The organism is Micromonospora sp. NPDC049047, from assembly GCF_040649135.1.
Classification (GTDB): Bacteria; Actinomycetota; Actinomycetes; order Mycobacteriales; family Micromonosporaceae; genus Micromonospora.
Window position 1 is genome coordinate 116,980 of sequence record NZ_JBEZEY010000008.1, and the last position, 25,310, is coordinate 142,289.

The 25,310-nt window shown below is 67.3% G+C and carries 18 protein-coding genes, 1 tRNA gene and 2 pseudogenes; 12 read left to right on the plus strand and 9 right to left on the minus strand.

The window, feature by feature from the left end; translation table 11 throughout:
* Nucleotides 1–35: 35 nt before the first annotated feature.
* Nucleotides 36–1,700 carry a Na+/H+ antiporter gene (locus AB0B86_RS15220; RefSeq protein ID WP_357418404.1) on the minus strand — a complete coding sequence of 555 codons (1,665 nt, stop codon included), beginning with the start codon at nucleotides 1,698–1,700 and terminating at the stop codon, nucleotides 36–38.
* Between the two features lie 283 nt (nucleotides 1,701–1,983).
* Here AB0B86_RS15220 and AB0B86_RS15225 point away from each other — a divergent pair, with 283 nt between their 5' ends.
* From AB0B86_RS15225 to AB0B86_RS15235, 3 genes are all read left to right on the plus strand, one after another.
* On the plus strand, nucleotides 1,984–5,067 hold the full coding sequence (locus AB0B86_RS15225; RefSeq protein WP_357418283.1) for a VWD domain-containing protein: 3,084 nt from the start codon (nucleotides 1,984–1,986) through the stop codon (nucleotides 5,065–5,067).
* A 54-nt stretch (nucleotides 5,068–5,121) separates the two neighbouring features.
* Nucleotides 5,122–5,198: transfer RNA gene (locus AB0B86_RS15230), tRNA-Lys, on the plus strand.
* 403 nt (nucleotides 5,199–5,601) lie between these two features.
* On the plus strand, nucleotides 5,602–6,723 hold the full coding sequence (locus tag AB0B86_RS15235) for a DUF3644 domain-containing protein (RefSeq protein WP_357418285.1): 1,122 nt from the start codon (nucleotides 5,602–5,604) through the stop codon (nucleotides 6,721–6,723).
* Between the two features lie 54 nt (nucleotides 6,724–6,777).
* On the opposite strand, the gene AB0B86_RS15240 is transcribed toward AB0B86_RS15235, so the two are convergent.
* The 4 genes and pseudogenes from AB0B86_RS15240 to AB0B86_RS15255 all read right to left on the minus strand — a co-directional run.
* Nucleotides 6,778–7,185, minus strand: coding sequence for a phosphotransferase (locus AB0B86_RS15240; protein ID WP_357418287.1), 408 nt, complete (start codon nucleotides 7,183–7,185; stop codon nucleotides 6,778–6,780).
* Nucleotides 7,157–7,525 (minus strand): annotated as a pseudogene (locus AB0B86_RS15245) (phosphotransferase); the annotation flags it as partial. The pseudogene AB0B86_RS15245 and the gene AB0B86_RS15240, both read right to left, overlap by 29 nt.
* Before the next feature lie 103 nt (nucleotides 7,526–7,628).
* On the minus strand, nucleotides 7,629–10,592 hold the full coding sequence (locus AB0B86_RS15250; protein ID WP_357418290.1) for a hypothetical protein: 2,964 nt from the start codon (nucleotides 10,590–10,592) through the stop codon (nucleotides 7,629–7,631).
* 102 nt (nucleotides 10,593–10,694) lie between these two features.
* Nucleotides 10,695–10,864 (minus strand): annotated as a pseudogene (locus tag AB0B86_RS15255) (transposase); the annotation flags it as partial.
* Nucleotides 10,865–11,010: 146 nt separating this feature from the next.
* Here AB0B86_RS15255 and AB0B86_RS15260 point away from each other — a divergent pair.
* On the plus strand, nucleotides 11,011–13,341 hold the full coding sequence (locus AB0B86_RS15260; RefSeq protein ID WP_357418292.1) for a DUF262 domain-containing protein: 2,331 nt from the start codon (nucleotides 11,011–11,013) through the stop codon (nucleotides 13,339–13,341).
* 356 nt (nucleotides 13,342–13,697) lie between these two features.
* Nucleotides 13,698–16,187 carry a zinc-ribbon domain-containing protein gene (locus tag AB0B86_RS15265; protein ID WP_357418295.1) on the plus strand — a complete coding sequence of 830 codons (2,490 nt, stop codon included), beginning with the start codon at nucleotides 13,698–13,700 and terminating at the stop codon, nucleotides 16,185–16,187.
* A gap of 679 nt (nucleotides 16,188–16,866) precedes the next feature.
* Here the strand turns inward: AB0B86_RS15265 and AB0B86_RS15270 are convergent.
* Nucleotides 16,867–17,388, minus strand: coding sequence for a topology modulation protein (locus AB0B86_RS15270; RefSeq protein WP_357418297.1), 522 nt, complete (start codon nucleotides 17,386–17,388; stop codon nucleotides 16,867–16,869).
* 231 nt (nucleotides 17,389–17,619) lie between these two features.
* Between AB0B86_RS15270 and AB0B86_RS15275 the strand changes: the two genes are divergently transcribed.
* A complete protein-coding gene (locus AB0B86_RS15275; RefSeq protein WP_357418299.1) occupies nucleotides 17,620–18,975 on the plus strand; it encodes a hypothetical protein in 1,356 nt (451 codons plus the stop codon).
* 7 nt (nucleotides 18,976–18,982) lie between these two features.
* Entirely contained in the window at nucleotides 18,983–19,867 is an 885-nt protein-coding gene (locus AB0B86_RS15280) for a phosphotransferase (protein WP_357418302.1), read from the plus strand.
* A gap of 322 nt (nucleotides 19,868–20,189) precedes the next feature.
* Here the strand turns inward: AB0B86_RS15280 and AB0B86_RS15285 are convergent, their stop codons facing one another.
* Nucleotides 20,190–20,315, minus strand: a complete 126-nt coding sequence (locus AB0B86_RS15285) for a hypothetical protein (protein ID WP_357418304.1) — start codon at nucleotides 20,313–20,315, stop codon at nucleotides 20,190–20,192.
* Here AB0B86_RS15285 and amcA point away from each other — a divergent pair.
* From amcA to AB0B86_RS15310, 5 genes are all read left to right on the plus strand, one after another.
* The gene (gene amcA, locus AB0B86_RS15290; protein WP_357418306.1) at nucleotides 20,314–20,478 is read left to right on the plus strand and encodes a multiple cyclophane-containing RiPP AmcA; all 165 of its coding nucleotides are present in this window, start codon (nucleotides 20,314–20,316) and stop codon (nucleotides 20,476–20,478) included. The two genes, AB0B86_RS15285 and amcA, sit on opposite strands and share 2 nt — an antisense overlap.
* Nucleotides 20,475–20,786, plus strand: coding sequence for a hypothetical protein (locus AB0B86_RS15295; RefSeq protein WP_357418308.1), 312 nt, complete (start codon nucleotides 20,475–20,477; stop codon nucleotides 20,784–20,786). The genes amcA and AB0B86_RS15295 overlap by 4 nt, the downstream gene beginning before the upstream one ends.
* A 158-nt stretch (nucleotides 20,787–20,944) precedes the next feature.
* Nucleotides 20,945–21,472: a DUF6244 family protein gene (locus AB0B86_RS15300; protein WP_357418406.1), complete on the plus strand. Its 528-nt coding sequence runs from the start codon at nucleotides 20,945–20,947 to the stop codon at nucleotides 21,470–21,472.
* A gap of 158 nt (nucleotides 21,473–21,630) precedes the next feature.
* Nucleotides 21,631–22,029 (plus strand): hypothetical protein, encoded by a 399-nt coding sequence (locus AB0B86_RS15305; RefSeq protein WP_357407732.1) that lies wholly within the window; start codon nucleotides 21,631–21,633, stop codon nucleotides 22,027–22,029.
* A gap of 10 nt (nucleotides 22,030–22,039) precedes the next feature.
* Entirely contained in the window at nucleotides 22,040–22,492 is a 453-nt protein-coding gene (locus tag AB0B86_RS15310) for a SitI3 family protein (protein ID WP_357418310.1), read from the plus strand.
* A 293-nt stretch (nucleotides 22,493–22,785) separates the two neighbouring features.
* Here AB0B86_RS15310 and AB0B86_RS15315 read toward each other — a convergent pair whose 3' ends face one another.
* Together AB0B86_RS15315 and AB0B86_RS15320 are read right to left on the minus strand one after the other, a co-directional pair.
* Nucleotides 22,786–23,181, minus strand: coding sequence for a hypothetical protein (locus AB0B86_RS15315; protein ID WP_357407736.1), 396 nt, complete (start codon nucleotides 23,179–23,181; stop codon nucleotides 22,786–22,788).
* 18 nt (nucleotides 23,182–23,199) lie between these two features.
* The gene (locus AB0B86_RS15320) at nucleotides 23,200–25,206 is read right to left on the minus strand and encodes a hypothetical protein (RefSeq protein ID WP_357418312.1); all 2,007 of its coding nucleotides are present in this window, start codon (nucleotides 25,204–25,206) and stop codon (nucleotides 23,200–23,202) included.
* Between the last annotated feature and the right edge of the window lie 104 nt (nucleotides 25,207–25,310).

Below are 25,310 nucleotides of genomic sequence, written 5' to 3' on the forward strand. Positions count from 1 at the left end.
GCAGGTGACGGCGCCCGGCTGAGGCCACGGCGTCGTCACCTGGATGCCCGCTTCGGGAGTAGCAGCTCCTCGTGGTCGAGTTCGCGTTCCAGGATGCGGAGCTCCTCGTCCGGGAGTCGGCCGGAGTCGCGCCAGCGTACGAGCTCCTCGCGCTGCGCGTCGATGGCTGTCCGGCGGACCCGAAGTGCTGTCTCGTACTGCGGTGAGGTGGGGATCTCGGAGGAGTCGCTCTGCTCCAGAAGGTCGAGCCGTCCCCGGTAGCGCGCCAGTCGGGCCAGCAGTTGGGTACGGGTGGTGCTGACCGCCGTCGCGCTGTCCGGCTCGCTGGCGGCGACCTCGTCGAGGCGGGCCAGGGCGGCCTCGACCGCCGCCGAGCGGGCCTCGTTGCGTACCCGCGCCTGGTCTGTCTCGTTGGCGCGAAGCCCCAGCTTCCGCACGAGCGGCGCGAACGTCAGGCCCTGCCCGACGAGCGTCACCAGGACGACCACGAAGGTGCAGAACAGCAGAAGGTCACGGTCGGGGAAGGGCGCGCCGCTGTCGGTGGTCAGCGGCAGGGTGAAGATCGCGGCCAGGCTGATCACGCCGCGGGTGCCGGACCAGCTCAGCGCCGTCACCTCGCGGAGCGAGAGCCGACGGGCGTTGCGGTCGGCGCGGGCGACCTGTCGGGCGCTGGCCGGCTCGTCGGGGTCGTCCTGCTCGGAGATGCCGCCCAGTCGGGTGTGCAGCGAGCGGGGGAGGGACTGGGTCAGCACCAGCCAGGCGGGGCGCAGGAGCAGCACCACGCCGACCGAGACCGCGACAGCGATGACGATCGTCGAGGTCTCGTACTGCCGCAGGTTCTTGATGACCTCGGGAAGCTGCTGACCGATCAGCAGGAAGACGAAGCCTTCGAGGAGGAAGTCGACAAGCCGCCACACCGCGCTGGTCTGCAGCCGGGCGGCGCCCGAGGTGAGCTGGGGCGTCTGGTGGCCGACGATCAGCCCGGCGATCACCACGGCGAGCACCCCGGAGACGTGCAGTTCCTCGCCCAAGAGGTACGCCACGAACGGTGTCGCGAGGGAGACGGCGTTCGCCAACAGTGGGTCCGCGGTGAACGGTCGGGCCAGGCGAACGACCCAGGCGACGGCGGCGCCCACGGCGATTCCGCCGACCGCCGCCACCAGGAACTTCCCCACCGCTCCCGGGAACGAGAACTCGCCACCCACGGCTGCCGCCACCGCGACGCTGAGCATCGTCAGCGCGGTGGCGTCGTTCAGCAGCCCCTCACCCTGGATGATCGTGACCATCTTCGGTGGCAGGTTGACCCGGCGGCCAACCGCCAGGGCGGCCACCGGGTCGGGCGGCGCGACGGCGGCACCGACCGCGATGCCGGCGGCCAGCGTCGCCCCGGCGACGAACAGGTGGAACCCGATGCCGACGAGCACCCCGGTGAGGAGCACCAGCAGCACGGACAGGCTGACCACGATCCGCAGGTTGCGGCGGATGTCCAGCAGTGAGGAGTCCAGCGCCGCGCTGTAGAGCAACGGCGGCAGCACGACCATGAGCACCAGGTCGGGATCAAGGCCGACGTTGGGGCCGGGGAGCAGCGCGTACGCGATGCCGATGAGCGGCAGAAGCGCCGCCGCTGGCAGACCGGTACGGGCCGCCACCCACCGGACGGCGACGATGACCGCGACGGCGGCGAGCACGAACAGCAGCATCGAATGGGTGCTCACCTGGTTACTTCCCCTGGATCGACGCGAGGTTCCTCGGAGCCACTGCGGGCTTGCGGCCGAGCCGGCCGTCCGGCGCCGTTGGTGCCGGGCAGCGCAGCGTGCAGCGGTAACGAGCCTACCCGCTTGATCAACCGGGCCTGGCCGGCTGCTGCATTGCGGCCACCATGCCCAGCGTCGGCGACCACTACCGGTACGTCACCGTCACGGCTGGGACCGGTCCCCGACAGAGCGTGCGGAGACCGGCCGTCGCGCCCCTACAGTCCGCACCATGAGGTGGACGGTGCGACTCGCGGCCACATTTCCCGTACTGCTGAGCGCCCTGGCCGCCGGCACGGTGAGCGCCGCCGCGGCCCCCGCCGACGGCGGCCTCGGCCTGGCCCTGCGGCCCGGCCAGGCCGTCTACCGGGCCGGCGACCAGGTCCGTCTCGACCTCACTGTCACGAACACCACCGACGCGGCGTGCGCGCTGCCGACCAGCGCCGTCGGCACCGTCCAGGTGACCGGGGTACGCCTCGACGGGCGCGACCTCACGCCGACGCTGGCCCGCAGTTTCCACGACGACGGCATCGGTGCTGCCGCCACCGCCGGTCTCACCACCGTGGAAGCCGGTGCGGCAACGACGGTGAGCCTGACCGGCGTACGCCTGCACGACGGTGACACGCCCGACGCGGTGCTGCTCCGCTCGGTGGCCGCCACCCCGGACGGCGGTGGACTGGACACGCTCTGGCCGGTCGGCGCGCCCGGCCGGTACGAGGTGACCGCCGGCTACCTGCCACTGCCGGTGACCGGCGCGACAAGCCTCTGCGCGGGCGGGACCACACTGCGCAGCGCCACCTTCACCGTTGGCGACGGCGGCGGCCCGACCGGACGGCGCTGGCTGTGGCTGGCCGGCGGAGGGCTGCTGCTGGCGCTGCTCGGCGTCGCGCTGGTGATGGTCCTGCTGCGGACGCGCCACCGCCGGCTGACCGCCGCCGCGGTGGTCCTGTCGCTGGTGTCCGCCGGCGCGCTTGTCGTCGGCGGCTCCCGCCCGGCCCGTGCCGACTACGCTGTCGACCCGACCGGTGGCGTGCCGGTCAGCGGCGTCGACTTCCAGAGCGCTGTCGACAACTGCCTGAAGGGGTTCGCCGCGCCCGGCGGAGACCCGTCCGGCCTGCTGCCACGGCTGCGGGACAAGAAGTCTCCCCGGGTTCGGATCATTCCGACCCCCGGCGGCTCGGGAGCGTTCGAGACCCCGGACAGCCCCGACGGGAAGGGCTCCTCGACTGTCACCTGGAATCCGACCTCCGTCGACCCGTACGGGGACGGCGTGTCCCGGGACCCCTGCGCCGCGCTCTACCACGAGCTGAACCACGCCGACGACATCTCCCAGGGCAAGGTTCCGCAGGGCGACTGCGGCGGCACCGGCATCCGCACCGCCGAGGTGAAGGCGACACTCGCGGAGAACCGCTACCGGACGGCGAAGGGACTGCCGCCACGCACCGAGTACGACGGGAAGCAGCTGCCGAAGAACCTCGACGAGTGCAGGAAACCGGCGAAGAAGACGCCCCCGCAGAAGGGTCCGGTGAAACTCTGCGAGGAGGGCGCGAACTGCGGCGGCAGCAACGGCGACCCGCACCTGGTCACGTTCGACCGGGTCGCCTACGACTTCCAGGCCGTCGGCGAGTTCACGCTTGTCACCGCCACCGGCAACGACCCGCTGGAGGTGCAGGTCCGACAGGCGCCGATGGCCGGCAGCCGGGCCGCCTCGGTCAACTCGGCTGTCGCGTTCCGGGTCGGCGCCCACCGGGTCGCGCTCACGCTCACCGACGGCGGCACCCGGGCGCACGTCGACGGCGCACCACTTGCCGCGCCGCCGGAACGCACCGACCTGCCCGGCGGCGGCACCCTCACCCGCCGTCCCTCCGACACCGGGCCCACCGACGGGTACGACGTGACGTGGCCGGACGGCTCCGCGGCGGCGGTGGACCAGATCGGCCACTACGGCTACCGGGTGCTGGTCAAGCTCGCCGACGGCCGGGCCGGGAAGGTACGCGGCCTGCTCGGCGACTTCGACGGCGACCCGACCGACGACATCGAGTCCTCCTCCGGGACCGCGCTCACCCAACCGGTGCCGTTCGCGCAGCTCTACCCGACGTACGCGGACAGTTGGCGGATCACCCCGGACCGATCGCTGCTGCACTACGACGACGGGCAGGACACCGGCACGTTCACCGATCGCTCCTTCCCCGAACGGGAGGTCACGGTCGGCGACCTCGACCCGGCCCGCCGCGCCACGGCCGAGCAGATCTGCCGGTGGGCCGGCGTCACGGCCCCCGCCCAACTCACCGAGTGCGTCTTCGACGTCGCGGTCAGCGGCCGACCCGAGTTCGCGGTGGCCGGCGCCACCACCGAACGGGTCGTCCCGCCCGCCACCACGCCGATCACCGCCGTGCCCGTGGCGACCGCCAGCCTGACCCCCGGCGGGGCGCCGCTGACGTTCCCCGGCCGGGCCGGTGACGCCGTCTTCGTCGACGCCACCGCGCCCGGGATCGCCAACCGCTGCTCGCCGTACACGCTCATCGACCCGACCGGCCGGGAGATCGCGAGCGGCTGCAACATCAACGGCGTCGGGCACATCGACCGCGTCGACCTCACCGCCACCGGCACGTACACCGTGCGGGTCATCGCCGCCCCCGGCGACACCGGACGGGCCGCCGTCGGTGTGTACGCGGCTCGGGACGTGGACGGCACGCTGCAGGCGAACGGCCCGGCGGTCACCGCGACCCTGGACCAGCCCGGCGCGCGGGCCCGGTACCGGTTCACCGGGAGGCAGGGTGAGCGCGTCTTCGTCGAGGTGCCCACGAGCACACTTACCGACCAGTGCTCCCCGCTGGAACTACGCGACACCGAGGGCCGGCTGCTGCACAGCGGCTGCGTGATCAACGGCGTCGGCGAGATCGACGGCACGCTGCTGCCCGCCGACGGGACGTACACAGTGGTGGTCGACCCGACCGGACGCGGCACCGGCGCGACCACACTGCGGCTGGTCAGCAGCCGCGACCGGGCGGCGACGATCACCGTCGGCGGGCCACAGGTCGTCGCCACCGTCGACCAACCCGGCGCGGTCACCACCTACCGGTTCATCGCCAGCGCCGGCACGTCGGTGCGGCTGACCGCGACCGCCTCCGACCTACCCGACCAGTGTGGCGTACTGGAACTACGCGCCCCCGATGGCAGCCCGATCACCAGCGGCTGCGTGGTCAACGGCGCCGGCGACATCGGGCCGACAGTCCTGCCGGCCTCCGGCACGTACGCCCTGGTGGTGGACCCGTCCGGGGCCGCGACCGGGCAGGTCACGCTGACGCTGCGGTAATGCTTGTTCGGGGCGGCGGCCGGGCGTGCCACCGTCTCGTCCCGTTGTCGGCGAGCGCCGCTAGCTCAACTGGCAGAGCAGCGGACTCTTAATCCGCGGGGTTCGGGGTTCGAGTCCCTGGCGGCGCACCAACGAGATAGGCCCTGACCTGGTGGTTCACACTGGGTCGGGGCCTTTTTCGTGTGCTTCGGTGGTGGGCGGTCGCTCGGTGGGTGCTCGGGAGCCGTTGGACGGCTCAGGCGCTGTCGGGCTCAGGCGCTGTGCTCGTGGGCATCAGCTTCATCGGGTGGCGCCGGTGTTGTGCAGCCACGACCCGGGCCGGGCTGAATCCACTGCTTGTCGGTCGAGTGCGGCAGGGGCATTGCCGTCCTACCGTCTGGCCGGCGAGCGATTGCAGGGTCGTCAGCCGGTGCGACCGCGACACCTCCGTGTTTTTCATGGCCGGCCGCCCCGTACGTGGCCAGGGTAGATTTCCGCTTGTCTTGAGCGGCCTCTAAGTGTGATCCTTCATGCTGGACATGAAGGACGTACGAAATGGCATACGCCCGTTGGCGCCACATCCTGACCGAGTCGCAGCGACACGCCCTAAAGGCAGTGGACGAGTGGAACTGCTCAAGCGGCAACTACTGCGACTTCCTCACCCACATGCACAAGGCCTGGCACTACCTGTTGCATGCTGAGTTCCACCAGGCAAAGATCGACTATCACTACAAGGACGCCCAGACCGGCGAGTACAAGTTGATCGACGGCGAACCGAAGGCGTGGGATCTTGAATTCTGCTTGAAGCAGCGCTATCCCAACAGCAGCGACCCGGTCAGGCTGAACGCAGAGCTATTCGTAGCGCTGCGTAATAAGGTAGAGCATCGATACGAGCACAACGCGAAGGTCGCGACAGGCGGCAAGGCGCAGGCGCTTGTCATGAACTACGAGCATGAGATGGTTAGCCACTTCGGAGGCGCCTTCAGCCTCGCCGAACGACTCCGCTTCCCCGTCTCGCTCCAGTCCCTGACCGCCGAAGGACGTGAGCAGCTTCGAGCGACTGCCGCGAAGTTGCCGAAGGGCACTCGCGATCTGGTCGCGAAGTTCGAAGCGGCCATCGATCCGGCTGTGCTGGATGACTTGAAGTACGACTACCGGGTTCGGCTGGTGCCAGTCATCGGTTCGAAGACCGATGCCGACTTGGCGATCGACTTCGTCAAGCTCGATGACCTGAGCGAGGATGAACGCAAGGTCATGATGGAGGCGGGCCGGCAAGGCACAGTCATCATCAAGAATCGGCATGTCGAGGTGGCGGACAAGGACAAACTGCTTCCCAGTCGCGTTGCTTGTCTTGTCGAAAGCCAGTTGCCCTTTGAGTTCAACGTTCAGCGCGAGCACATCGAGATGTGGAGGCGGCTCGCGGTACGGCCTACTGCCGGGGCTTCCGATCCGTGTGACACCGACGCGCGGTACTGCGTCTACAACGAGGCTTTCAAGAGCTACGCCTACACTCCGGCTTGGGTGAAGCGGATCGTCAAGGAGATCGGCACCGTGGAGAAGTATCGGGCCTTCTTCGGGCGCGAGCCCCGCATGAAGAAGGTGACCAGCCTGCCGAGGCAGGAGGGCCCGACGTCCTCCTCCCTGCACGATGGGCAGCCCATGAGGGAGACAGCCTGAGCTTGCCGAGAGCTCATCCAGCCTGGTTAGTGATCTTATGGTCGCCCGGATCCTCTATGAGATGTCCCAACGGGCCGATGTCGGTTGGGACATGGGGGCCTTCGGCGAGGCCGACCTCATCCTGACCCCTTTGGTCAGGGCGTCCAGGTGTGCGCAGTGCTGCATCACATTCTCGTTTGCAGCGGTGAGTGGACCGTAGGTGTTGAGGAGGCTCTCGCGTAGGTCTGGGCGGAGGGGCCAGATGCGGGTGGCGAGGCGTACGAGGTCGCGGGGCGCGAGGTCGTAGCGGCTGTGTTCGAAGTCGATCAGCCGGACTATGCCGTCGCCGCCGTAGATCATGTTGCGAGGCATGAAGTCGAGGTGACACGGCACGGTCGATAGCGGTGCGAGTTTCTCGTAGTGCTCGCATGTGGGCCCGTACCTCGTTGCCGTCGCTGGATGTGATCCGATCTTCGGCGACATGAATCCAGTACTCGGCTCGGTCGGCGAGCCAGGCCGTCCAGTCCGGTTCGAGGTGGGGCGGTCCGGCGGCGTGCAGTGTCCTGAGTAGTTGTCCTGCCTGCCGGTAAGCGTCCTGCTCGGCTTCGGGGTCGAGCCGCCGCTGGCTGAGCGGGATGCCCGGTACGGCAGTGATGACGATGGCCGGTGGGTCGTCGGTTGTCGCGAGCAGCCGGGGTGCCCGGTCACCGAGGGCGGGGACCCAGGTGAGGTAAGCCTGGACTTCCTGAGTGTGGCGTTCCGCGCTGCGGTGGATCTTGACGATCACCTCACCCTGTGCGGGCCTGGATCCGGACCTTCTCACGCCGGACCCGGGCTGCCGCGTTCATGCCACCACCAGCCGGATACCTCATCACCCCGACCTATCCAAACCATCGACGCAGATCACGTAGACACGTCGAGAGACGTCAGCCTTTCAATCTCTGTAGCGCATTCCAGTCGATGGAGCTTCCTCGGTTGAGCACGATGTCGGTGAGCCGTGTTTGCATCCACTGTTCGGCGGGGTCGTAACCTTCTTCGACGAAGTGGTCGCGGAGCGCTCCAGGTACGCTCGCGAGGCGGTCACCCCTGCTGGAGGTCATCAATTCCTTGATTTGCCGGGTCAATTCCCGTCCAAGTTCGATGTCGTCCCCAACGGCACGGCGCGTCAGGTAAGCAACACCACTGCGCCGGTCAACCAGAGAGATCGTCGCATCCGGGGGTGGAGCCGGGAACCCTCCGCTTTCTGCTCCATGCCATACACAGTTGGCTAACGTCATCTCAACACACCACATCATAAATGCTTCGGGATCGGAGCGCTGGTCCCATCCCCAGCCGATAACGCAGCCACATCCTTGCTCGATGGGCGTCCACTGCCCCTGTTCCGGGTACGGCACGAGGCCCAGCGGCGACGTGCTTCCCGCCGCTGGGAAGATCAGCTCATGGAGGGTTGCGTCCACTTGGGCGGCGATCCCAAGAAGCCTAGCGGCCATGGGGTCTCCTGAGTCCAAGGACCGCCGGATCCACGGCATCGCCTCGTCCGTGTGTCCATGGGTGTACAGGAAAATTCCGTAGCGGGCGTGTATCGCCGGTTCCGGGTATTCGGTAGCCAGTTTGGCCATCCACCGTCGTGCGCCTTCGAGATCTCCGAGGTCTTCCAGTTGCTCGGCAAGCCATCCCACCGCGTTGACCTGGCCGGCTTCGGCGCCGCGAGTAAGCCACCCAAGACCGTCCTCGACGTGACCCTGTTGAGCGAGCAGTTGTCCCAGCAGGCCCCATGCCGGCGCGTAACCGGCGTCCGATGCCTTGCGAGCCCAGTCCATGGCTTCCTCGTGCTGTTCGTGCCCGAGTAGTTGCTCAGCGAGCATTCCCATGGCCTCGACGACGCCGAGTTCTGCGGCTGCTCGCCACCACCGTTCCGCGCCGAGCGTCTTGCCCATGTTCAGGTCGTAACGGGCCAGATTCATCATCGCCATCGGTTCACCGCCTGCGGCCGCCCGTTTCCAGAAGGCCATGGCCTGCTCATCCTCGCCGCGCTTGGCGTGAAGACCGCCGAGACCAGAAGCGGCGGGCACGAACCCTCGATCCAGGGATTGCCTATACCAGTGGAATGCCCCGGTGTCGTCGCCTTGGTCTTCGTGGAGTTGCCCCAAGCCGAACATCGCGGATCTGTCGCCGGCTTCCGCGGCGATGGTAAGCCACCGCCGCGCTTCATCGGTCTCGCCCCGGCTGTGGTAGACGACCGCGATGAGAGCTGCGGCATCGGGTTCGCCGTAGTCGTAGCTTGTGGTGAGCCAAGTCAGAGCTTCAACGAGGTTGCCGCCGTCGAGGTACGACAGTCCGAGCATCGTTGCGGCGTGGCCCACGCCCTGTTGCGCACAGTGTCGCAGCGCCTTCTGCCCGCTGTGGACGTGTCCCGAACGGAGGGCGTTGAACCCGATAAACAGGCATGACTCGATGTCGGTGGTGTCCGCGAGGAGCGCCCAGGTACTCGCTTGCACGTTGCGTGGCGTGAAACCTGACCGCCAGACGTGGGAGGCGACGATGTCGCTGACCTCGTAGCCCGCCAGGACGCCGATTTCCCGGGCGTACGGCTTGAGCAGCGAGACGACGCCGCATACGGGCTGGCGCGCCCATGTAATCGCGTCGTTGAACCAGTCAGCCGGCGAGGTTGCTTTGTCTTCCGGAGTCATTCTAACTGTGGCAAGCCGTTGAAGGAGATCGGCCGGGACAACCTTTGAGTGACCAGACAATCGGGCTTCCACGGCCGCCTCGACGACGAGCCTTCCGGGCGAGTTTGGTGCGGTCGTGAATCGGGATATCAGGTCTGGCGCGCACGCCAGAACGGCGATCGGTGACTGCCCAGCGACTGCGTAGTGCGCCGCCTCGTCGATTCGGGGATCTACGTCGCTGAGAGACCTCGTCTCGTTGAATTCCGCCTCGCTCAGTGAAGCCGGCAGGTCCCAGCGTCGGGCCAACTTCAGCAGCCGACGCGCTGCCTGGAATGGATCTGGTTGGGCCTGCGCCGGTTGCTCGGAGAGTTGGTCGTGGTGCTCGGGCCACATCGTGCCGACGATGATGACAGGGCGGTCGGGGTTGCTGATCAGATCGCGGAATGCCCGCATGGAAAGGTCCGGGTCGATGAGCAGAGGCAGGAGCTCGTCGACCCAGACGATGATCCGCCCGTCGCCGATTTCAGCCTCCGCAAGGCCGTTGACTTCGGCGGCATCAGACGGCACAAAGATCCGCCACGCGGATAGCTCTGCCTTGATTGCCTCGTACGCGGTGCGGGACTTGCCGCACGCTGCCCTTCCCACCAGGACGATGAAGCCCCCGCGGCTGAGATCTTCGCGAAGGGCCGTGCGGAGGTCTGTGTCGAGGTCGCGGCGTATGTAGGTCGGTAGCTGAGAATCCAGGCCCTCCACCGATGTCTTCAGAGGGATCGCCCGGTGGATTCCCAGTAGGACCGGGTCGGTGACTGTGCCGACGGTGCCGAAGGTTTGCGGGTGGAGTGGAGTTACCGGTCGGCGTGCCTGTGCGGGGCGGGCGATGTCGATACCTTCGAGGCGCTGCTCGACCCACCGCTCATGTTCATGCTTGACTTCCAAGAGCCACTCGACGGTGTAGGTCGCCGGCTGGGAGTCGATGAGCTGGTGGTGCACATTGCACAGCAAGATCAAATTTTCGTAGCGGTTGCGTTCGGGCTCCGATAGGGGCGAATCGCCGCGTGGTCCACCGGGGCTCTCGGCGACGATGTGCGCGACTTCGCTCACCACAACGGCCGGGTCCGCGCCGGTGCCCGCCGACGTCAGCCTGACGGTGCATCCCGGGTAGGCACACACATTGCCCGATCGCTGAAGAAGCTTACGCAGTTCAGTGATAGCGACGGTCACTTGGCGCGACCACCTTCATGGTTCAGGCCCGCCATCGTGGGCCGCAACGATGAGGAGACGCTACCGCACCCGCGGCCGGGCGATGTAGGTGCGGGCGCGGGGGTCGTGGCCCGCGCGGACCAGGGCGACGGTGTAGAGGGCGCGGTTTAGGCGTCGGTAGCCGCCGTGGTTGTGTCGGTCGCGGCGGGTGCTGCCCGATGACGCCGAAGCGGTGAGGCTCCGGCCAGCGCAGCGAAGGCCGCCGCGTTGCGGATGCGTCCGGGATGCGACCAGGTGAGCAGGCGGTGGCGACGACGACGGCGCCACCGTGCCGCCCGGGATCTATCTTGAAGGCCGGTCATGGCGTATTGATGGTGGCAGCCCTCGGGGCCGTTGGTCGTTTACTGTGTCGCGGTGCCGAGGTCGTGGGAGGGCGGAGATGGCGAAGACCTTCGAGAGTGGCGACGTTCCCTTGTCGGACTTGCTCAGCCAGGCGCACCAGGGGGTCCTGCAGTTGCCGGATTTCCAGCGCGGCTGGGTCTGGGACGACGACCACATCGTGAGTCTGCTGGCGTCGGTTTCTCGATCCTTCCCGATCGGCGCGATGATGACGTTGGAGACCGGCAACGCGGAGGTCCGGTTCCAGCCGCGGCCGTTGGAGGGGGTTCCGACCCCGACACTCAGGACGGACCCAAAGTACCTGTTGCTGGACGGGCAGCAGCGAACAACGTCGCTGTATCTGGCCTTGCGTTCTGGTGCGCCGGTGCCGACTTGCGACGCGCGGAAGAAGGATGTCGACCGCTGGTATTTCGCTGACATTGACGCCTGCATCGACCCGGATGCCGACCGCAGCGACGCCATCGTGTCGTTGCCGGCGGACAAGCGTCGTGTGGATGGCCGCGGCAACGTGGTGCTCGACGCATCGACGACCGAGGCGCAGGTACGGGCCGGACGGGCGGGCCTGTTCCCGCTTGACATTGTGCTCGACTCGGCGGCCATCACGGACTGGCAGATGGCGTATCTGGACGCCGGGGCACCGAAGGAGCAGGTGCAGATCTGGAAACGGTTCCACGAGGCGTTGATCCAGCCGTTCCAGCATTACAGCGTGCCACGAATCGCGCTGAACCAGAACACCAGCAAGGAGGCCGTCTGCCAGGTCTTCGAAAAGGTCAACACCGGCGGTGTTGAGCTGACGGTGTTCGAGTTGCTGACCGCGACGTTCGCTGCGGAGAACTTCCGCCTGCGCCCGGACTGGGAACGGCGACAGGCCACGTGGTCCGACGAGCCGTTACTCGCTGACCTCGACGCCACCACGTTCCTGCAGATCGTCACGCTGCTCTGGACCCACGGCCGCCGGACCGAGAACCGCCGAGGTGGCCCACGGGACCGTGTACCAGCCGTATCGGCGAAGCGGCGCGACATGCTGTCACTTCCGGTGGACGAGTACCGGCGCTGGGCCGACGCCGTCACTGACACCCTGGACCGAGTTGTGCGATTTCTGCACGGAGAGCGGATCTTCCGCGCCCGCGACCTTCCCTACAGCACACAGCTTGTCCCGCTGACCGCGATCCTCACGCTGCTCGGTGAAAACGCGTTCACGGCGGGGCCTCGCGCGAAGCTGCGCCAATGGTACTGGTGCGGCGTGTTGGGCGAACTGTATGGCGGAACCACCGAGACCCGCTTCGCCAACGACCTCCAGGATGTCCTCCCCTGGATCCAGGACGGTGGCGACGAGCCACGCACCGTGCGAGAGTCCCAATTTCAAGCGGAGCGGCTGCTCAGCCTACGTACCCGAAACAGCGCAGCGTACAAGGGTCTCTACGCGCTCATGATGAAGCGGGGCGGCCAGGATTTCCGCACCGGCGAGCCGATCGACGCCAAGGCGTACATGGCCGACTCGATCGACATCCGCCACGTATTCCCACAGAGGTGGTGTGCCGCGAACAAGATCGACGCCGCGTTCGCCAACTGCATCGTCAACAAGACTGCCATCGACGGCCAGACCTGGAGCTACATCGGTAGCAGCGCACCTAGCCACTATCTGGCGGCGATCGAGACCGGGGTGCCGATCGATCAGCAGGATCTCGACGTGATCATCACGAGCCATGACATCGACCCGGTCGCCCTACGCCAAGACGACTTCGGAACGTTCTTCGACGCCCGCTACGAGCGGCTGATCCGCCAGATCGAAGCCGCGACCGGCCGGCCGGTGAACCGGGGCGACAGCCACGGCAGTCCGTTCGCCGCACACCGGAGCGGTGCGGCGGTCGCGCAGGCCATCCAGTCGCTGATCAAGGCGGGTGAAAGCAAGGTCGTCGAGTTCAAATCGACTGGCCGGAAGAACCTGTCCACCGGCGTGAAGGACTCAGCGATCGAGTGGTCGGTGGTCAAGACGATCGCCGGCTTCATGAACAGTCACGGCGGTACCCTGCTCGTCGGTGTCCAGGACGACGGCTCCGTCCTCGGTCTGGAGGATGACTTCACCGTGTTCTCCAAGAAGGACACCGATAGCTGGGAACAGTGGCTAACCCAGCTGCTGATCAATTACTTCGGAAAGCCGGTGACGACCAATGTCACCGTCAGGTTCGGCACCGTCAACGACCGCACGGTCGCACGGATCGACGTGGCGCCGGCTCCCGAGCCGGTATACACACTGCTAACGAAGACAGGGGCAAAGGGCGAGTCATTCCTCGCGCGGATTAATAACACCACTCAGGAGCTGACCGGATCACAGGCCGCTTCCTACCAGCACAAACGGTGGGCCAGATAGTCCGGCGGCCACCTGGCGCAGCGCCGTCATCCTGTTCCACCCCGGGGTTGATAGAGACACGAGCAGTCGCGGCCTTCCTTCACGCACTGCGGGGCGAACGGTCTCGATTCCCATCGAGCGCAGTCCGATGATCCAGGCTCCGTCCTACCCGGCGTGCTGCTGGGCAAGACGGGCGGCGCTCGGGGCCTATGTCACCTGATCGAGTGAACAGAATGCGCAGGACGAACGCCGAACGTCATACCCGGGCGGTAGGTTCTCCGGCCGTGGATACCTCGGATTCTCGCCTGGATGCCTGCACGCCGGCGGACCGGTCGCCGCGTGGTGCCAGGTTTGCACGGGGCACTCTGTTGCGCGACATGTTTCCGCAGCTGCTGCCGCTGATTCATCCGACCAAGAATCCTGACGTGGACCTGACGACGTTGACGGCCGGGAGTGGGCGGAAGCTATGGTGGCTGTGCCCAGTGGGTGGCGACCACGTGTGGTCGGCGGTCGTATCGAACATGACCCGGCCGAACAGCCGCTGCCCGTTCTGCGTGAACCAGCGGGTGTCAGTGACCAATTCCCTGGCGTCGCGGTATCCGGAGGTGGCGGCGGAGTGGCATCCGACCGCGAACGAGGGCCGCCGCCCGGATCAGGTGGTGTATGGCAGCAACGAACGTGCGTGGTGGCAGTGCGCTGTTGATGCTCATCATCAGTGGGAGACGCAGATTGTCCAGCGCACCGCGGACGGTACGCGGTGCCCGTACTGCACGAACAAACGGGCGTCGGCAACGAACAACCTCGCGGTGCGGTACCCCGAGGTGGCCGAGCAGTGGCATCCAACTCGGAACGGGGCGCTGACGCCGACGACCGTCCCGGCCGGCAGCGGCACGAGAGCCTGGTGGACATGCCCAGCCGGCCCTGACCACGAATGGCAAGTACGGGTAGTGGAACGTACCACCGGCGGATCCTCCTGCCCGTTCTGTGTGAACCAGCGGGTGTCGGTGACCAACTCGCTCGCCACGCTGTTTCCTGAGGTGGCCGCGCAGCTCGACGCCGAACTGAACGACGGGCTGACCGCGACCGAGGTGATCGCCGGGAGTAACCGTCGGCACTGGTGGCGCTGCCTAGCCGGACCCGACCACATCTGGAAGGCGATGCCCAGGGACCGGACGGCCAAGGGCGGGACCGGCTGCCCGGCTTGCTCAGGAAACCAGGTGTCGGTGACGAACTCGCTCGCGACCTTGTTGCCGGAGGTGGCCGCGCAGTGGCATCCGACCCGCAACGGCGTCCAAGGGCCGCAGGACGTGACTGCGTACAGCAACAAACCGGTTTGGTGGCATTGCCTGCAGGACTCCAACCACGAATGGGAAGCCGCACCGAACCAGCGCAACCCGGACGGCACTTGCCCGTACTGCAAGAACCGGCGGGTGTCGGCGACGAACAACCTCGCCGTGATGCATCCCAGTCTGGCGGCCCAATTCGATCCCATCCTCAACGATGGTCGCACCCCGGATCAGGTAGTCGCCGGCAGTTCCTTGTGGGCTGTGTGGCGGTGCACTATGGGCGAGGATCATGTATGGGCAATGCCGGTAGTCTCGCGCGTGGTCCGGGATGCCGGTTGCCCGGCCTGTCGCGGCCGACAGGTGTCGGTGACCAATTCGCTTTCGACGCGGCGCCCGGATCTGGCCGCACAGTGGCACCCGACCCGCAACGGCGATCTCACCCCGGCCGACGTGGTGGCTACAAGTAGCACGACTCCGGTCTGGTGGAAGTGCCCGCAGGGGTCAGACCATGAGTGGTCGACGATGGCATACCAGCGGACTGTCGTCGGCACCGGCTGCCCCTGCTGCGTTAACCTGCAGCTATCGGTGACCAACTCCCTCGCAACACGGCGCCCGGACCTGGCAGCCCAGTGGCACCCCACCCGCAACGGCGACCTCACCCCTGACCACGTGGTATTCGGTGCCAGGACCTCGGTCTGGTGGAAGTGTCCGAAGGGCCAAGACCACGAATGGTCCGCGACGCTCGACAAACGGGCGGGGCGAGAGTCGACCGGCTGCCCAGCCTGCGCCGGAGTGCAGGTGTCGGTCACCAACTCCCTCGCCACCCGATCTCCGCGGATCGCCGCCCAACTCGACTCCCTGCTCAACGACGGGCTCACTGGAGACCGGGTAAACAACGGCAGCGGTGACAAATTGTGGTGGCGATGCCCGGAAGGACCTGACCACACATGGCCGGCCGTCGTGTCCAGCCGCACCGCCGCCAACGCCGGTTGTCCCTGCTGCGCCGGCCAACGCCTGTCGGTGACCAACTCCCTCGCCACCCGGTTCCCGGACATCGCTGCCGAGCTCGACCCGGAACTCAACGAGGGGGTAACCGCCGACCAGCTCACCGCCGGCACCCACAGGCGAATCGGATGGCGCTGCCGCAACAATCCCGAGCACACCTGGACCACCAAGGTGTCGATGCGGACGGCCGGCGACACCAACTGCCCAATCTGCGCCGTCACCGGCTACAACCCGGCCAAGCCTGGGTTTCTCTACCTGCTGCGCCGCGAGTTCGACGGCCGGGAACAACGCAAGATCGGCATCACCAACGTGCCCGATGCCCGGCTGGCCAAGCTACGCCGGTACGGATGGCAGCCGATCGAGGTCTCACCGCCACTGGACGCGACCGTGGCTCGTGAACGGGAGCAGGCGTTCCTGGCCGTCCTGGTCGCTCATGGCCTACGCAGCAGCCGCACGCGGGCATTAACAGCCAAGGAGGACGGCTACACCGAAACGTGGAACTACGCTGACCTGCCGGTTGGGTCGTTGATCGATATCGCTACGACGTCAACTGCGGTGAGCTGTGCGTCTCCTTAGAGGGCGCCCGAGGGGCTGGCCGAGCGGATCCAGGCGCGGCAGCCGGCTGCGGCCCCCAACCGGCGGCGGCGTAGTACGCATCGGTCAGGCGGCCGCGGGTGCAGGTGAACTCCTTCAACTCTGTGGCGTGTGGGAACGTAACCACGAGGTCGCGCTGCATCCGGGACATGAGAGTGAACTGGGCCAGCACGGCGTGGATCATCTCGTCGATCGGCGCCAGCACGACACAGACGGGGCGGACGCGTTGGCGTCCGCCCTGTCGGTCAAACCCGTTCCCATGTTCTACGTGCCCCCGGCAGGGCACCAACCTGCGGTATGCAACGCATCAGCCCCGGCCATGTGGGTGACGGGCAATCATCCCCCGTTTCCCCCGAAAACCCTTGCCAACGGTCGACCAGCGGCGACAAGCGGTGATCACCTTGCCGGGACGTTTGGACAGGTCAGTGCCAAGTTCTGATGGTCGGTAACTAGTTCAAGGTCACGATGTTCGAGGACCGCGGGTTCGGGGTTCGAGTCCCTGGCGGCGCACCAACGAGATAGGCTCTGACCTGGTGGTTCACACTGGGTCGGGGCCTTTTCGTGTCTGAGGGCGATGGGTGGTCGCTCGGTGGGTGCTCGGGAGCCGTTGGACCCGGCCGTCGTCCGATTGGATGCCTGGCTGTCGTCATGGACTCATGGGTCAGATGTCCGGCTGTCTTTCCCGTCGTACGCGGTCGAGGAACCTGTCGGCGTGGCGTCGGCTGGTGAGAGTGATGAGCTGGACGTGTGGCTCGTGATGACGGAGCAGGCTTCGGACGCGAGGTCGCATGGTGTGCCGGTAGCTGACGATGTAGCGGACGAAGTTCCAGGTGATTCGGTCGTAGACGCCGTTGGCCTGGTGCTGGCCGCCGCGGTATCGCCACCGTCGTTGGACGATGCCCCACAGGCATGCGGCGGCGGGTAGGTCGAGGAAGATCACGGTGTCGGCGGCGGCGAGCCGGATGGGCAGGCTGCTGGCGTAGTTGCCCTCGATGATCCACCGCTCGCCGCTGACGAGCTTCTCCTGTTGGGCGGCGAACTCATCCCTGGGGAGCGGCGTCCAGCGCTCGTCGTAGTAAATCGCGTCGAGGTGGACCAGCGGTACGTCGAGGATCCGAGCGAGCTTCCTGACAACGGTGGATTTGCCGCTGCCGCCGCAGCCGATGATGGCGATCCGATCCACGTCTTCCACGGTAGGGCCGAGGAGGCGCACTCCGGCGGAAGGAGGGTTAGCGGCGCTCGGATCCTGCGCTTCATCCCATGGGGACATGGTGAGGCCCCATCGTGGTGTTCCGGATGCTGCCGCATGGGTCAACTCTGAGGTGAGCGCCAACGACTCGACGTGTCGCTGACTTGATGTGACGGCACGCATGCGCTGTGCTTGCAACTGGTCGTCGTTCGATCGGGGTGAATCGTGGCTGCACAGGTGGATCCTGAGTGGTGGAGTTCGGGGCTTTGGAACGGTCGACCGATCAGTGAGTTTCTGCGGCGGCGCGACATCACCGCGGTCTTCCACTTCCTCCACGCCAGGGGCGTGTCATACGGCCGGATTGCGGCTCTTGTTGGCGTCTCGCCCAACCGCGCTGCTGAAATCGCCAAAGGCGTCCGCCAGGTCACGGCCTACGAGGTTTTGGAACGGATCGCAGCCGGTCTGAACATTCCGCGTCCGGCCATGGGACTCGGGCTCGACGAGGACATCGTTGTGCCTCGCGACCCCGACCGCCTGGCTGTGGAGGGTGGAGCGGACCGATCGCCGGCCGGTGCCGCCGCCCGCATCGAGGTCAGCAATCTGGTCAGGCTCCGACTGGGACTGGACGAGGCTCTGGCAGCGGCGAGTGTCGCTCCTCGGCAGCTCGAGCTGATTGAACAAGCTGCGGGCGAGCATATGAGGGTCTACCCCTCGGCCTCGCCGCAGATCATGCTTGCGCTACTGGCTGCCGATTGCCGAGAGGTCCAGGCGCTGTCGCTTCGGCGGCAGCCGGCGGCACTCCAGTCCCGGCTGTCCGGGGTGGCGGCGTTGCTGGCGACGATGTGCGCTGATGCGTTGATGAGGCTCGGAGACGTGTCCGAGGCTCGACGGTGGTACGGCACGGCGATCCACGCGGCGGACGACAGCGGGGATGCTCGTTTCAGGGTGCTCGTGCGGGCCCAAGCGGCGATGCTGCCGTACTACTTCGGGGATCCAACCCAAACCGTTGCCCTGGCAGATGCGGCTCTGGCGGTGACGTCGAAAGCATCGTCGCCGGGTGCCCTGGCGGCGGCGGGCCGGGCGCGTGCTCTGGCCCGGATCGGCGCCATCGAGCAGGCGCGGTCGGCCATCGATCAGGCACGGCGGCTGTTCGATCAGGCTGGCGACGAGGACACCGACGTGGCGTTCAGGTTTCCGGCGAAGCGGCTGCTGTTCTACCTCTCCGGGGCATACACCTGGCTCGGTGACACGGTGGAGGCGTACCGGGTCCAGGACGAGGCATTGCGGCTCTACGGCGCGATACCGGCCGTACCGATCGACGCGGCGCTCATCGCCCTGGACCGATCGATGTGCCTCGCGCAGGACCGGCGGGCGACCGAAGCGGCCCTGACCGCGCGTGATGCCGTCGCGGACCTGCCCGAGACGCAGCGTACGGAGATCATCCTGACCAGGGCCACCGACGTGGCCACGGCGATCCCCGAGAGAAAGGGGCGCGGCGAGGTTGCCAGCTTGACGGATTACCTACGGGCGTGCCGCGAGCGCGCCCGTAGTCTTGGGACCACAGCCGCACTCGGTCCCTAGGAGCCCCATGTTCGTCGAGGCGCGCACCCGACCGGTGCTCGCCGAGGTGTGTCGTCTCCTCGGCTATTCCGACTCGGACGCGGTCCTGCTGCGGCACCACACCAACGCCGTCTACGCAGTCGGTGACGTGGTCGTCAAGATCGCCCCTGGCGATCATGACCTGGAACGGGTGCGCGGGATGGTGGCCGTGCTCGCCTGGCTGGTGGCCCGAGGTTTCCCCACGGTAGGCCTTCATCCGGGCGTCTCCCAGCCGATGCGGGTGGGCGGGTACGCCGTTACGGTCTGGCAGCGTCTGGACCCGGCATACGACGACCCCATCACCCTCTCCGAGCTCGGAAGCCTTCTCCGGGACCTGCACGACTTGCCCGCTCCGCCGGTGCCGCTGCCCGCACTGCGACCGATCCACGGCATCGAGCGGGCCGTCACCCGTTCGGAGATCCTCAACGGCAAGGAACAGGATCTGTTGATGGGCAGGCTCGAGGCGCTGGCCGCAGGCTGGGAGGCGATGCGGTTTCCCCGCGGCACGAGTTTGATTCAGTCAGATCCGCAGGTCCGCAACGCGCTCCGGCGCTTCGACGGCACGCCCGTATTGGCCGACTGGGACGGCGCCGCCCTCGGGCCCCGAGAGTGGGACATCGCCACGGTCGCTGTCCACTGCCGTCGGTTCGACCCGCCCGGTCCCGATGCCTTCGCCGGCTTCACCGCCGCCTACGGCTGGGATGCCACATCCTGGCCGAGATTCGAAGAGTTGTGCCAGCTCCGTGAGCTGCAGATGATCGCCACCAACGCTCGCAAGTCGCGGCCCGGAACTGACGCCGCCGACGAGGTGCACCACCGCATCGCGGGCCTCGTCGATGATGCGTCGGAACTCCGCCGCTGGCACATCCTCTGAGCCGAGCCTTTTAGGGCGGGCACCGCCAGTCCTCTCCGCATTGGCTCAGGCGGGACACGGTGAGGCCCACCGTGGCCCACCACGCTGGGTCTGTCTCCCGGCCAGTGCCGCAAGCGATTGTGGACGTCAGGAACACGTCGGCGAACGGTCCAGGACCATCCTGACCCCCATGGCGCGCCGACGGGCCAGCGGCAATGTCACGCCAGGGAGACCCAGATGGATGTGCCGATCGGCGACAGGTCGGAATGCGACCCGACGCACCGGCAAGTGCTCGCGCTGGGCACTCCGTCGACCGCGAGGGTGACTCCCCGTTCGCGTACCGTCAGTAGGGCTGCGTGGGCGGGTGACCGGCGGTCTGCTCCCAGCCGCTGGCCGACAGTGGTGGGCTTGCCGGTACGCCGGCAAGCCCACCCCGCACCGAGGCCAGCACCGGCCGAGGGCCGGCCATGACGGTGTACGTGTCGCGGTACGCCGTGACCGGCGAGCTGACGACAGACCGCGCAGCGGTGGCCCCGGCGGCGGTGGGACCGGGTTCGGCCGACCCACCGCTGTTGACGCACGTCTGGTGGGTCTTGTTCGAGCAACAGGCACGGAAGCACCGCCGCCGATGAGTACGGACGGGACCGGTGCGGCCGAGCAGCACCGGCCCGTGCCGGCGGAGCATCTGCCGTTGCGTCCGCTCTGGCTGTGTCGCCGCTGCGGGCAGCCCTGGCCCTGCGGACGGGCGCGGCTCATACTGGTCGCCGAGTACCGCGACAACACAGTCGGTCTCTTCCTCTACCTGGCCGGCCTACTCGCTGAGGCCATCGACGATCTTCACCAGCTCACCCCGAGCGCCGGCGGCGACGTCACGCACCTGTTCGACCGGTTCCTCGGCTGGCCCGCCCGACGCCACGGCGGGGCCGAATCGCCGCGCTGACCGGGATCTCCCACCGTCTAACCGCTTTCCTTCCACCGCCTTCTCGGCCGCGACCACTGATCGCGTACTTGCTCTGCGACGTCTGGTGGCGTTGGAGCCGTGCCGGTAGGTTCAACCCTCCTGAGAGCTCTCGTCGTCAGGTGGAGGAATCCGGCAGCGTGTCGCAGGTCGAGAAAATCACTACGGAGCTACGTACGCTGTCGGCCGGGGTCGAGCGCGCGCAGGGCCTCGCTGCCGCTGCTGATCAGCAGGCGCAGGAGGTCGCGCTGCGGGCGGCGGGTGCCGGGTTCGCTGCGGTCGCTGCCGGTGTGGCGCGGGTTCGCGGGGCCATCGCCACCATCCGGGGTGGACTGGGCGGCCTCGGCGGGGCTGTCGGTGATGCCGCGAAGGCGGCCGCTGCTGTCCCGAAGCAGGCCAGTCCGGGGGAGACGATCAGCGGGCTGACTCCGGTCCAGAGTGCGGTCGACGGCATCCGTGACCAGACGGCCGCCACGATCACGCAGGTCGGTGAGGCGCAGCAGCTTGTCGTCGGGGTCTTGCAGGGTGGGCAGCCGGGGCCGCTGATACAAGGTCTGGAGAGCGTCAAACAGGTGCTTGTCATGCTGGTCCAGCGCACCGCCACCACCCGACAGGCCGTTGACGCGGCGATCGCCGAGGCACGACAGTTGGGGTCTTCGGGAAACTGAGCGGGGCTGGCGGTGCCGTACCGGCCAGCCCTGCCTCGGTTCCCACGCCATCCCCCGGCAGGGGCGTGACGACGCCATGGACGCGCAAGCCCACCGGAGAGCGCGGCGGCTCGCCTACCGGCCGGCGTACCCGGATCCCTCCGAAGGAGGACGAACGCGTGCGGCGCTCCCTGGAACTGGAGAACCAGTGCGCCGATACCGTCGCTGCCCAGGGGTACCGACTCCACCAGAACCCGACCCGGCAGGAGATCGCCGATGCCCGGCTCGGTACCGGTGATTCCGGGAAAGCGGGCAAGGATCCCGACTACCTGATCGAGGGACATGTCTTCGACTGTTACTCCCCGATGCCGGCGAAGAGCGTGCGAGGTGTGTGGAGCGGGGTATCCGACAAGATCGCCAGCGAGCAGACCCAACGGGTGATGGTGAACCTCCACGACTGGCGTGGCGATCTCGGGTCGTTGCAGAAGCAGTTCGACGACTGGCCGATCGCAGGATTGAAGGAACTGGTCGCGGTGACGCGCAGCGGGGCGATAATCCAGATTCTGCGACGAGACTGAAGGGCTGTCCATGGCGACCGAGTACCGCTTGACGCTGGCCGGCGATATTCCTCTCGATGTGCTGGCCGGTGTCGTCGCTCCGGACGGCACCGAGGAGTCGGCGGTGGATGGCAGGCCACGGGTGTTGAGTGCGGACCTCAGCGATCGGTGCGGTTACACGGTGAGCATCCACGCCGGATCCCACGGCTACTTCGAGGCCGAGGATGGTGGTGGCGCGATGTGGGAGTGGGAACCGGAGCGGTACGTGACCATCGGCTTCCGGCTGGTTAAGGGCGAATCCTCCGACCGGGCGACGCGGGCGATGCTGGCGTCCGTGGCCCGGGTGCTGGACGAGCGGTCGGAGGACGCCGCGCTGATCCTCGACGCCGACTGGCTGCTGCTGACCCGCTTCTCGGGAACGCTGCGCAGGCACGCGCCGAGTTGGTGGAGCGTGCACGGCGGGGAAGATCTTGTCGACCGGTGACTGGTTCGGAGCCGATCGTCGGCGAACGATCAGACGTTATGGCTTGACCGAGACCACGGCCCTGGACGAGGCCGCCCAGGCCCTCGCGGCTGCCGCCGGGCCAGCCCAGACCGGCCACGACGACGACACGCTTCCACCCGTCGGGTCCCCGTAGAGCGGCCCAGTCAGTTACCGATGATGCAGTGCCGACCACGGCACGAGGGCGGCCAGTGCCCGACAAGGTCATGGCCGTGGCCGGCGTCGGTGGTTCCGGGCCCGCGACGCCAGCCAGTGGTGAGCCCCGGGCCCTCGGGCTACAGGTTGCTGATGCGGGCCAACAGCTCTGCCTCGGTCAGGTTCTCCAGGGCCGCGTCCTGCTTGCGGTCCAGGACCGCCAGCAGCTTTTCCTTCTCCAGCTTCTTGGCCGCCGCCGCCTTCGCCGCCTGGTCCTCCGCGATGCGGATGGCGATGACGTGCTTGACGACCTCCAGCTTGGACTCCAGGGTCGCCTTGGCCGGATTGGCCTCGGTGGCCACGAACGAATCGGTGTCGACGGCCTTGAGTTCGGCGTTGACCGCCTTGGCCACGTCGTCAAGGCTGAAGCCGGACTTGGCGGTCAGCGGAAGCTCCCACAGCTGTTCCGTGGTCAGCAGTCCCTTAATCGACGGGTAGCGGAACTTCTCCCGCGTGGCCTGCTCGAAAATGGTCACGATGGCCTCTCTAGGAAATCAGAACTGGATGCTGATGAGGTGGCGCCGGCCGCCGGCCATTGTCACCTTGGCGATCACCGAGTCGCGGACCGTGGAACTGAAGCCGAGGCCGGACAGCTGATCGGGGGAAGGCTCGCACTTGGTGCGATCGCCGAGAACCTCGAACACCTTGCGGTGCGGCTGCAGGTCGCCACGGAGAAACTCGTTGTAGATGCCCCGGGTCGGCTGGTCGTTCACGCACCCCTTCAGCATGAAGAAGTAGTGGCGATTGCCGACTTCGTTGTCGTCGAAGTAGTTCGGCGAGTACATGATGGTGGACAGCGGCACGAACTGTTCGGTGGTAACACCCCACAGGTCCTGGCTCGCGCTGCCCTGCTGCATGTCCTTGCCCGGGCGGAAGGCGGTGATCACCTCGTCGGCGACCGTCATCCGGCCCACCTCGATGGTCTCCTTCTGGCCGACCGCCCGCTCGTGGCGGTACTGCTCGATCTTTCCGTTGCTCTCGGTCTCGATCACGAAGCCGACCTGCGCGCTGTCCCGCTTGCGGTACTGGTTCACCTCGATCCGGTACTCCCCGTCGGGGATACGGCCTCTCCAGGTGACGTTCTCCACCGGCTCGCGGGAGAGCGTCCCGCCGGCGTTCATGTCGACGTCCAGCTTGTTGCGCCTCTCCTGGTACCAGATGTGTTCGCCGTTGGGTTCATACACGTGCAGGTCGAGGTCGTCACGGTTGAACCAGGACAGACTCACCCGCAGCTTGCCGGTGACGTTGCCGCCCGCCCGCTTGACCCTCTCCCTGATCGAGTCGGTGACGTTGCCGCCGTAGGACCAGGCGAAATCGTTGTCCCACCGGAACAACCTCGGAGCCGTCGGATGCTGGCCGGTGGTGAGGCTGACCAGGTGCGGTTCGTGGGTGCTGGCGACCCACAGGTCGATGGCGGTGGCGCCGGGCAGGATGTTCTTCATGAAGGCGACCACGGGCATCTCCTCCGGCTTGGCGTCGCGGAGGAACGCACCCGACCGGGTGGTGGCCGCCTGCATGAGCAGCCCTTCGAGGCCGTCCTTCATCCGCGGCTGTGTGTCGTTGTCGACCCACAGCACATTGGTGACCGACATGTCGGATAGCCGGGCGAACCGTCGCTGCAACGACTCCTCGATGCCCAGCTCGGCGATGGTCTTCATGGCGGCCTTGACCATGCTTGGGGTGATCAACGCGGTGGGGCGCTGGTAGTTCTGCGGTGCCACCTTCGCCTCGAACGACCGGACCGCCTGCTCCAGGTCCGCACCAGTGGACAGGTCCTGGACGAGGGTGCCGATCACTGTGTTGCGGAACCGGGCCGCCGGGTTCGCGGCGTTGGCGAAGACGAAGGCGCGTCGGTCGGTCGCCTGGGTCCACCGCTTCTGCAGTGAGCGGAACTCGGTCACCGCCGGGCGATGTTCCGCGCCGCGGTAGAGGGCGTTGTCGTCGATGAGGCCGAAGACGGTGTCCAGAGCGTGCGGGGTCAGTTCGTCCAGGCCACGCTGGAAGACCTGCACCGCAGCGTCGAAGGTGCCCTGTGCCGCGCCGACGTCCTCGGTGCGGTGCCGCTTCTCCACCGGGCCGTGCAGGTGGTGCCACACCTCGACCTGGCCGTCGCGCAACGACCGGGTGGTCCTCGTCCCGTACTGCGCCTGACTCGACCGGAAGATGGTGGACAACGGCAGCGTGCCGACGAATTCGTCCATTGCGGCGGCGACCACTGAGAAGACCGGGTCGGATGCAGACACCCCGGACCAGACGGAGCGGACCTGACCGTCGCGGATCTCGACGACGTTACCGAAGTGCTTGATGAACCCGCGGCAGGTCGCGCAGTCGTACGCGGCTCGCTCACGGAACCGCGGGTTGGTACCGGGAGGGAAGGAGTCGAGGAAGGTGAGCCAGAGTGAGTCCCTGTCGAGTCCGTCGCCGACGACGTACAACTCGCCCTTGGCCATAGTGGACAGACGTTGCGTCACATCCTCCACGAACCGCTGGAAATCGCCCACCGAGTCATCCTCCTTGATTGTTGGAGATCTTATGGAGTCCCTGCAATCGAAGGAACACATTTCCAGCCTGTCCGCAGGCTCAGCGACGCATGGTCGTGGGGCAG

Coding starts and splice junctions, on each gene's coding strand:
- AB0B86_RS15310 (WP_357418310.1), top strand. CDS start 22,040: ATGGCGACCGAGTACCGCTTGACGCTGGCCGGCGATATTCCTCTCGAT.
- AB0B86_RS15225 (WP_357418283.1), top strand. CDS start 1,984: ATGAGGTGGACGGTGCGACTCGCGGCCACATTTCCCGTACTGCTGAGC.
- AB0B86_RS15220 (WP_357418404.1), bottom strand. CDS start 1,700: ATGCTGCTGTTCGTGCTCGCCGCCGTCGCGGTCATCGTCGCCGTCCGG.
- AB0B86_RS15260 (WP_357418292.1), top strand. CDS start 11,011: ATGGCGAAGACCTTCGAGAGTGGCGACGTTCCCTTGTCGGACTTGCTC.
- AB0B86_RS15295 (WP_357418308.1), top strand. CDS start 20,475: ATGAGTACGGACGGGACCGGTGCGGCCGAGCAGCACCGGCCCGTGCCG.
- AB0B86_RS15280 (WP_357418302.1), top strand. CDS start 18,983: ATGTTCGTCGAGGCGCGCACCCGACCGGTGCTCGCCGAGGTGTGTCGT.
- AB0B86_RS15265 (WP_357418295.1), top strand. CDS start 13,698: ATGTTTCCGCAGCTGCTGCCGCTGATTCATCCGACCAAGAATCCTGAC.
- AB0B86_RS15285 (WP_357418304.1), bottom strand. CDS start 20,315: ATGGCCGGCCCTCGGCCGGTGCTGGCCTCGGTGCGGGGTGGGCTTGCC.
- AB0B86_RS15235 (WP_357418285.1), top strand. CDS start 5,602: ATGGCATACGCCCGTTGGCGCCACATCCTGACCGAGTCGCAGCGACAC.
- amcA (WP_357418306.1), top strand. CDS start 20,314: ATGACGGTGTACGTGTCGCGGTACGCCGTGACCGGCGAGCTGACGACA.
- AB0B86_RS15240 (WP_357418287.1), bottom strand. CDS start 7,185: ATGTCGCCGAAGATCGGATCACATCCAGCGACGGCAACGAGGTACGGG.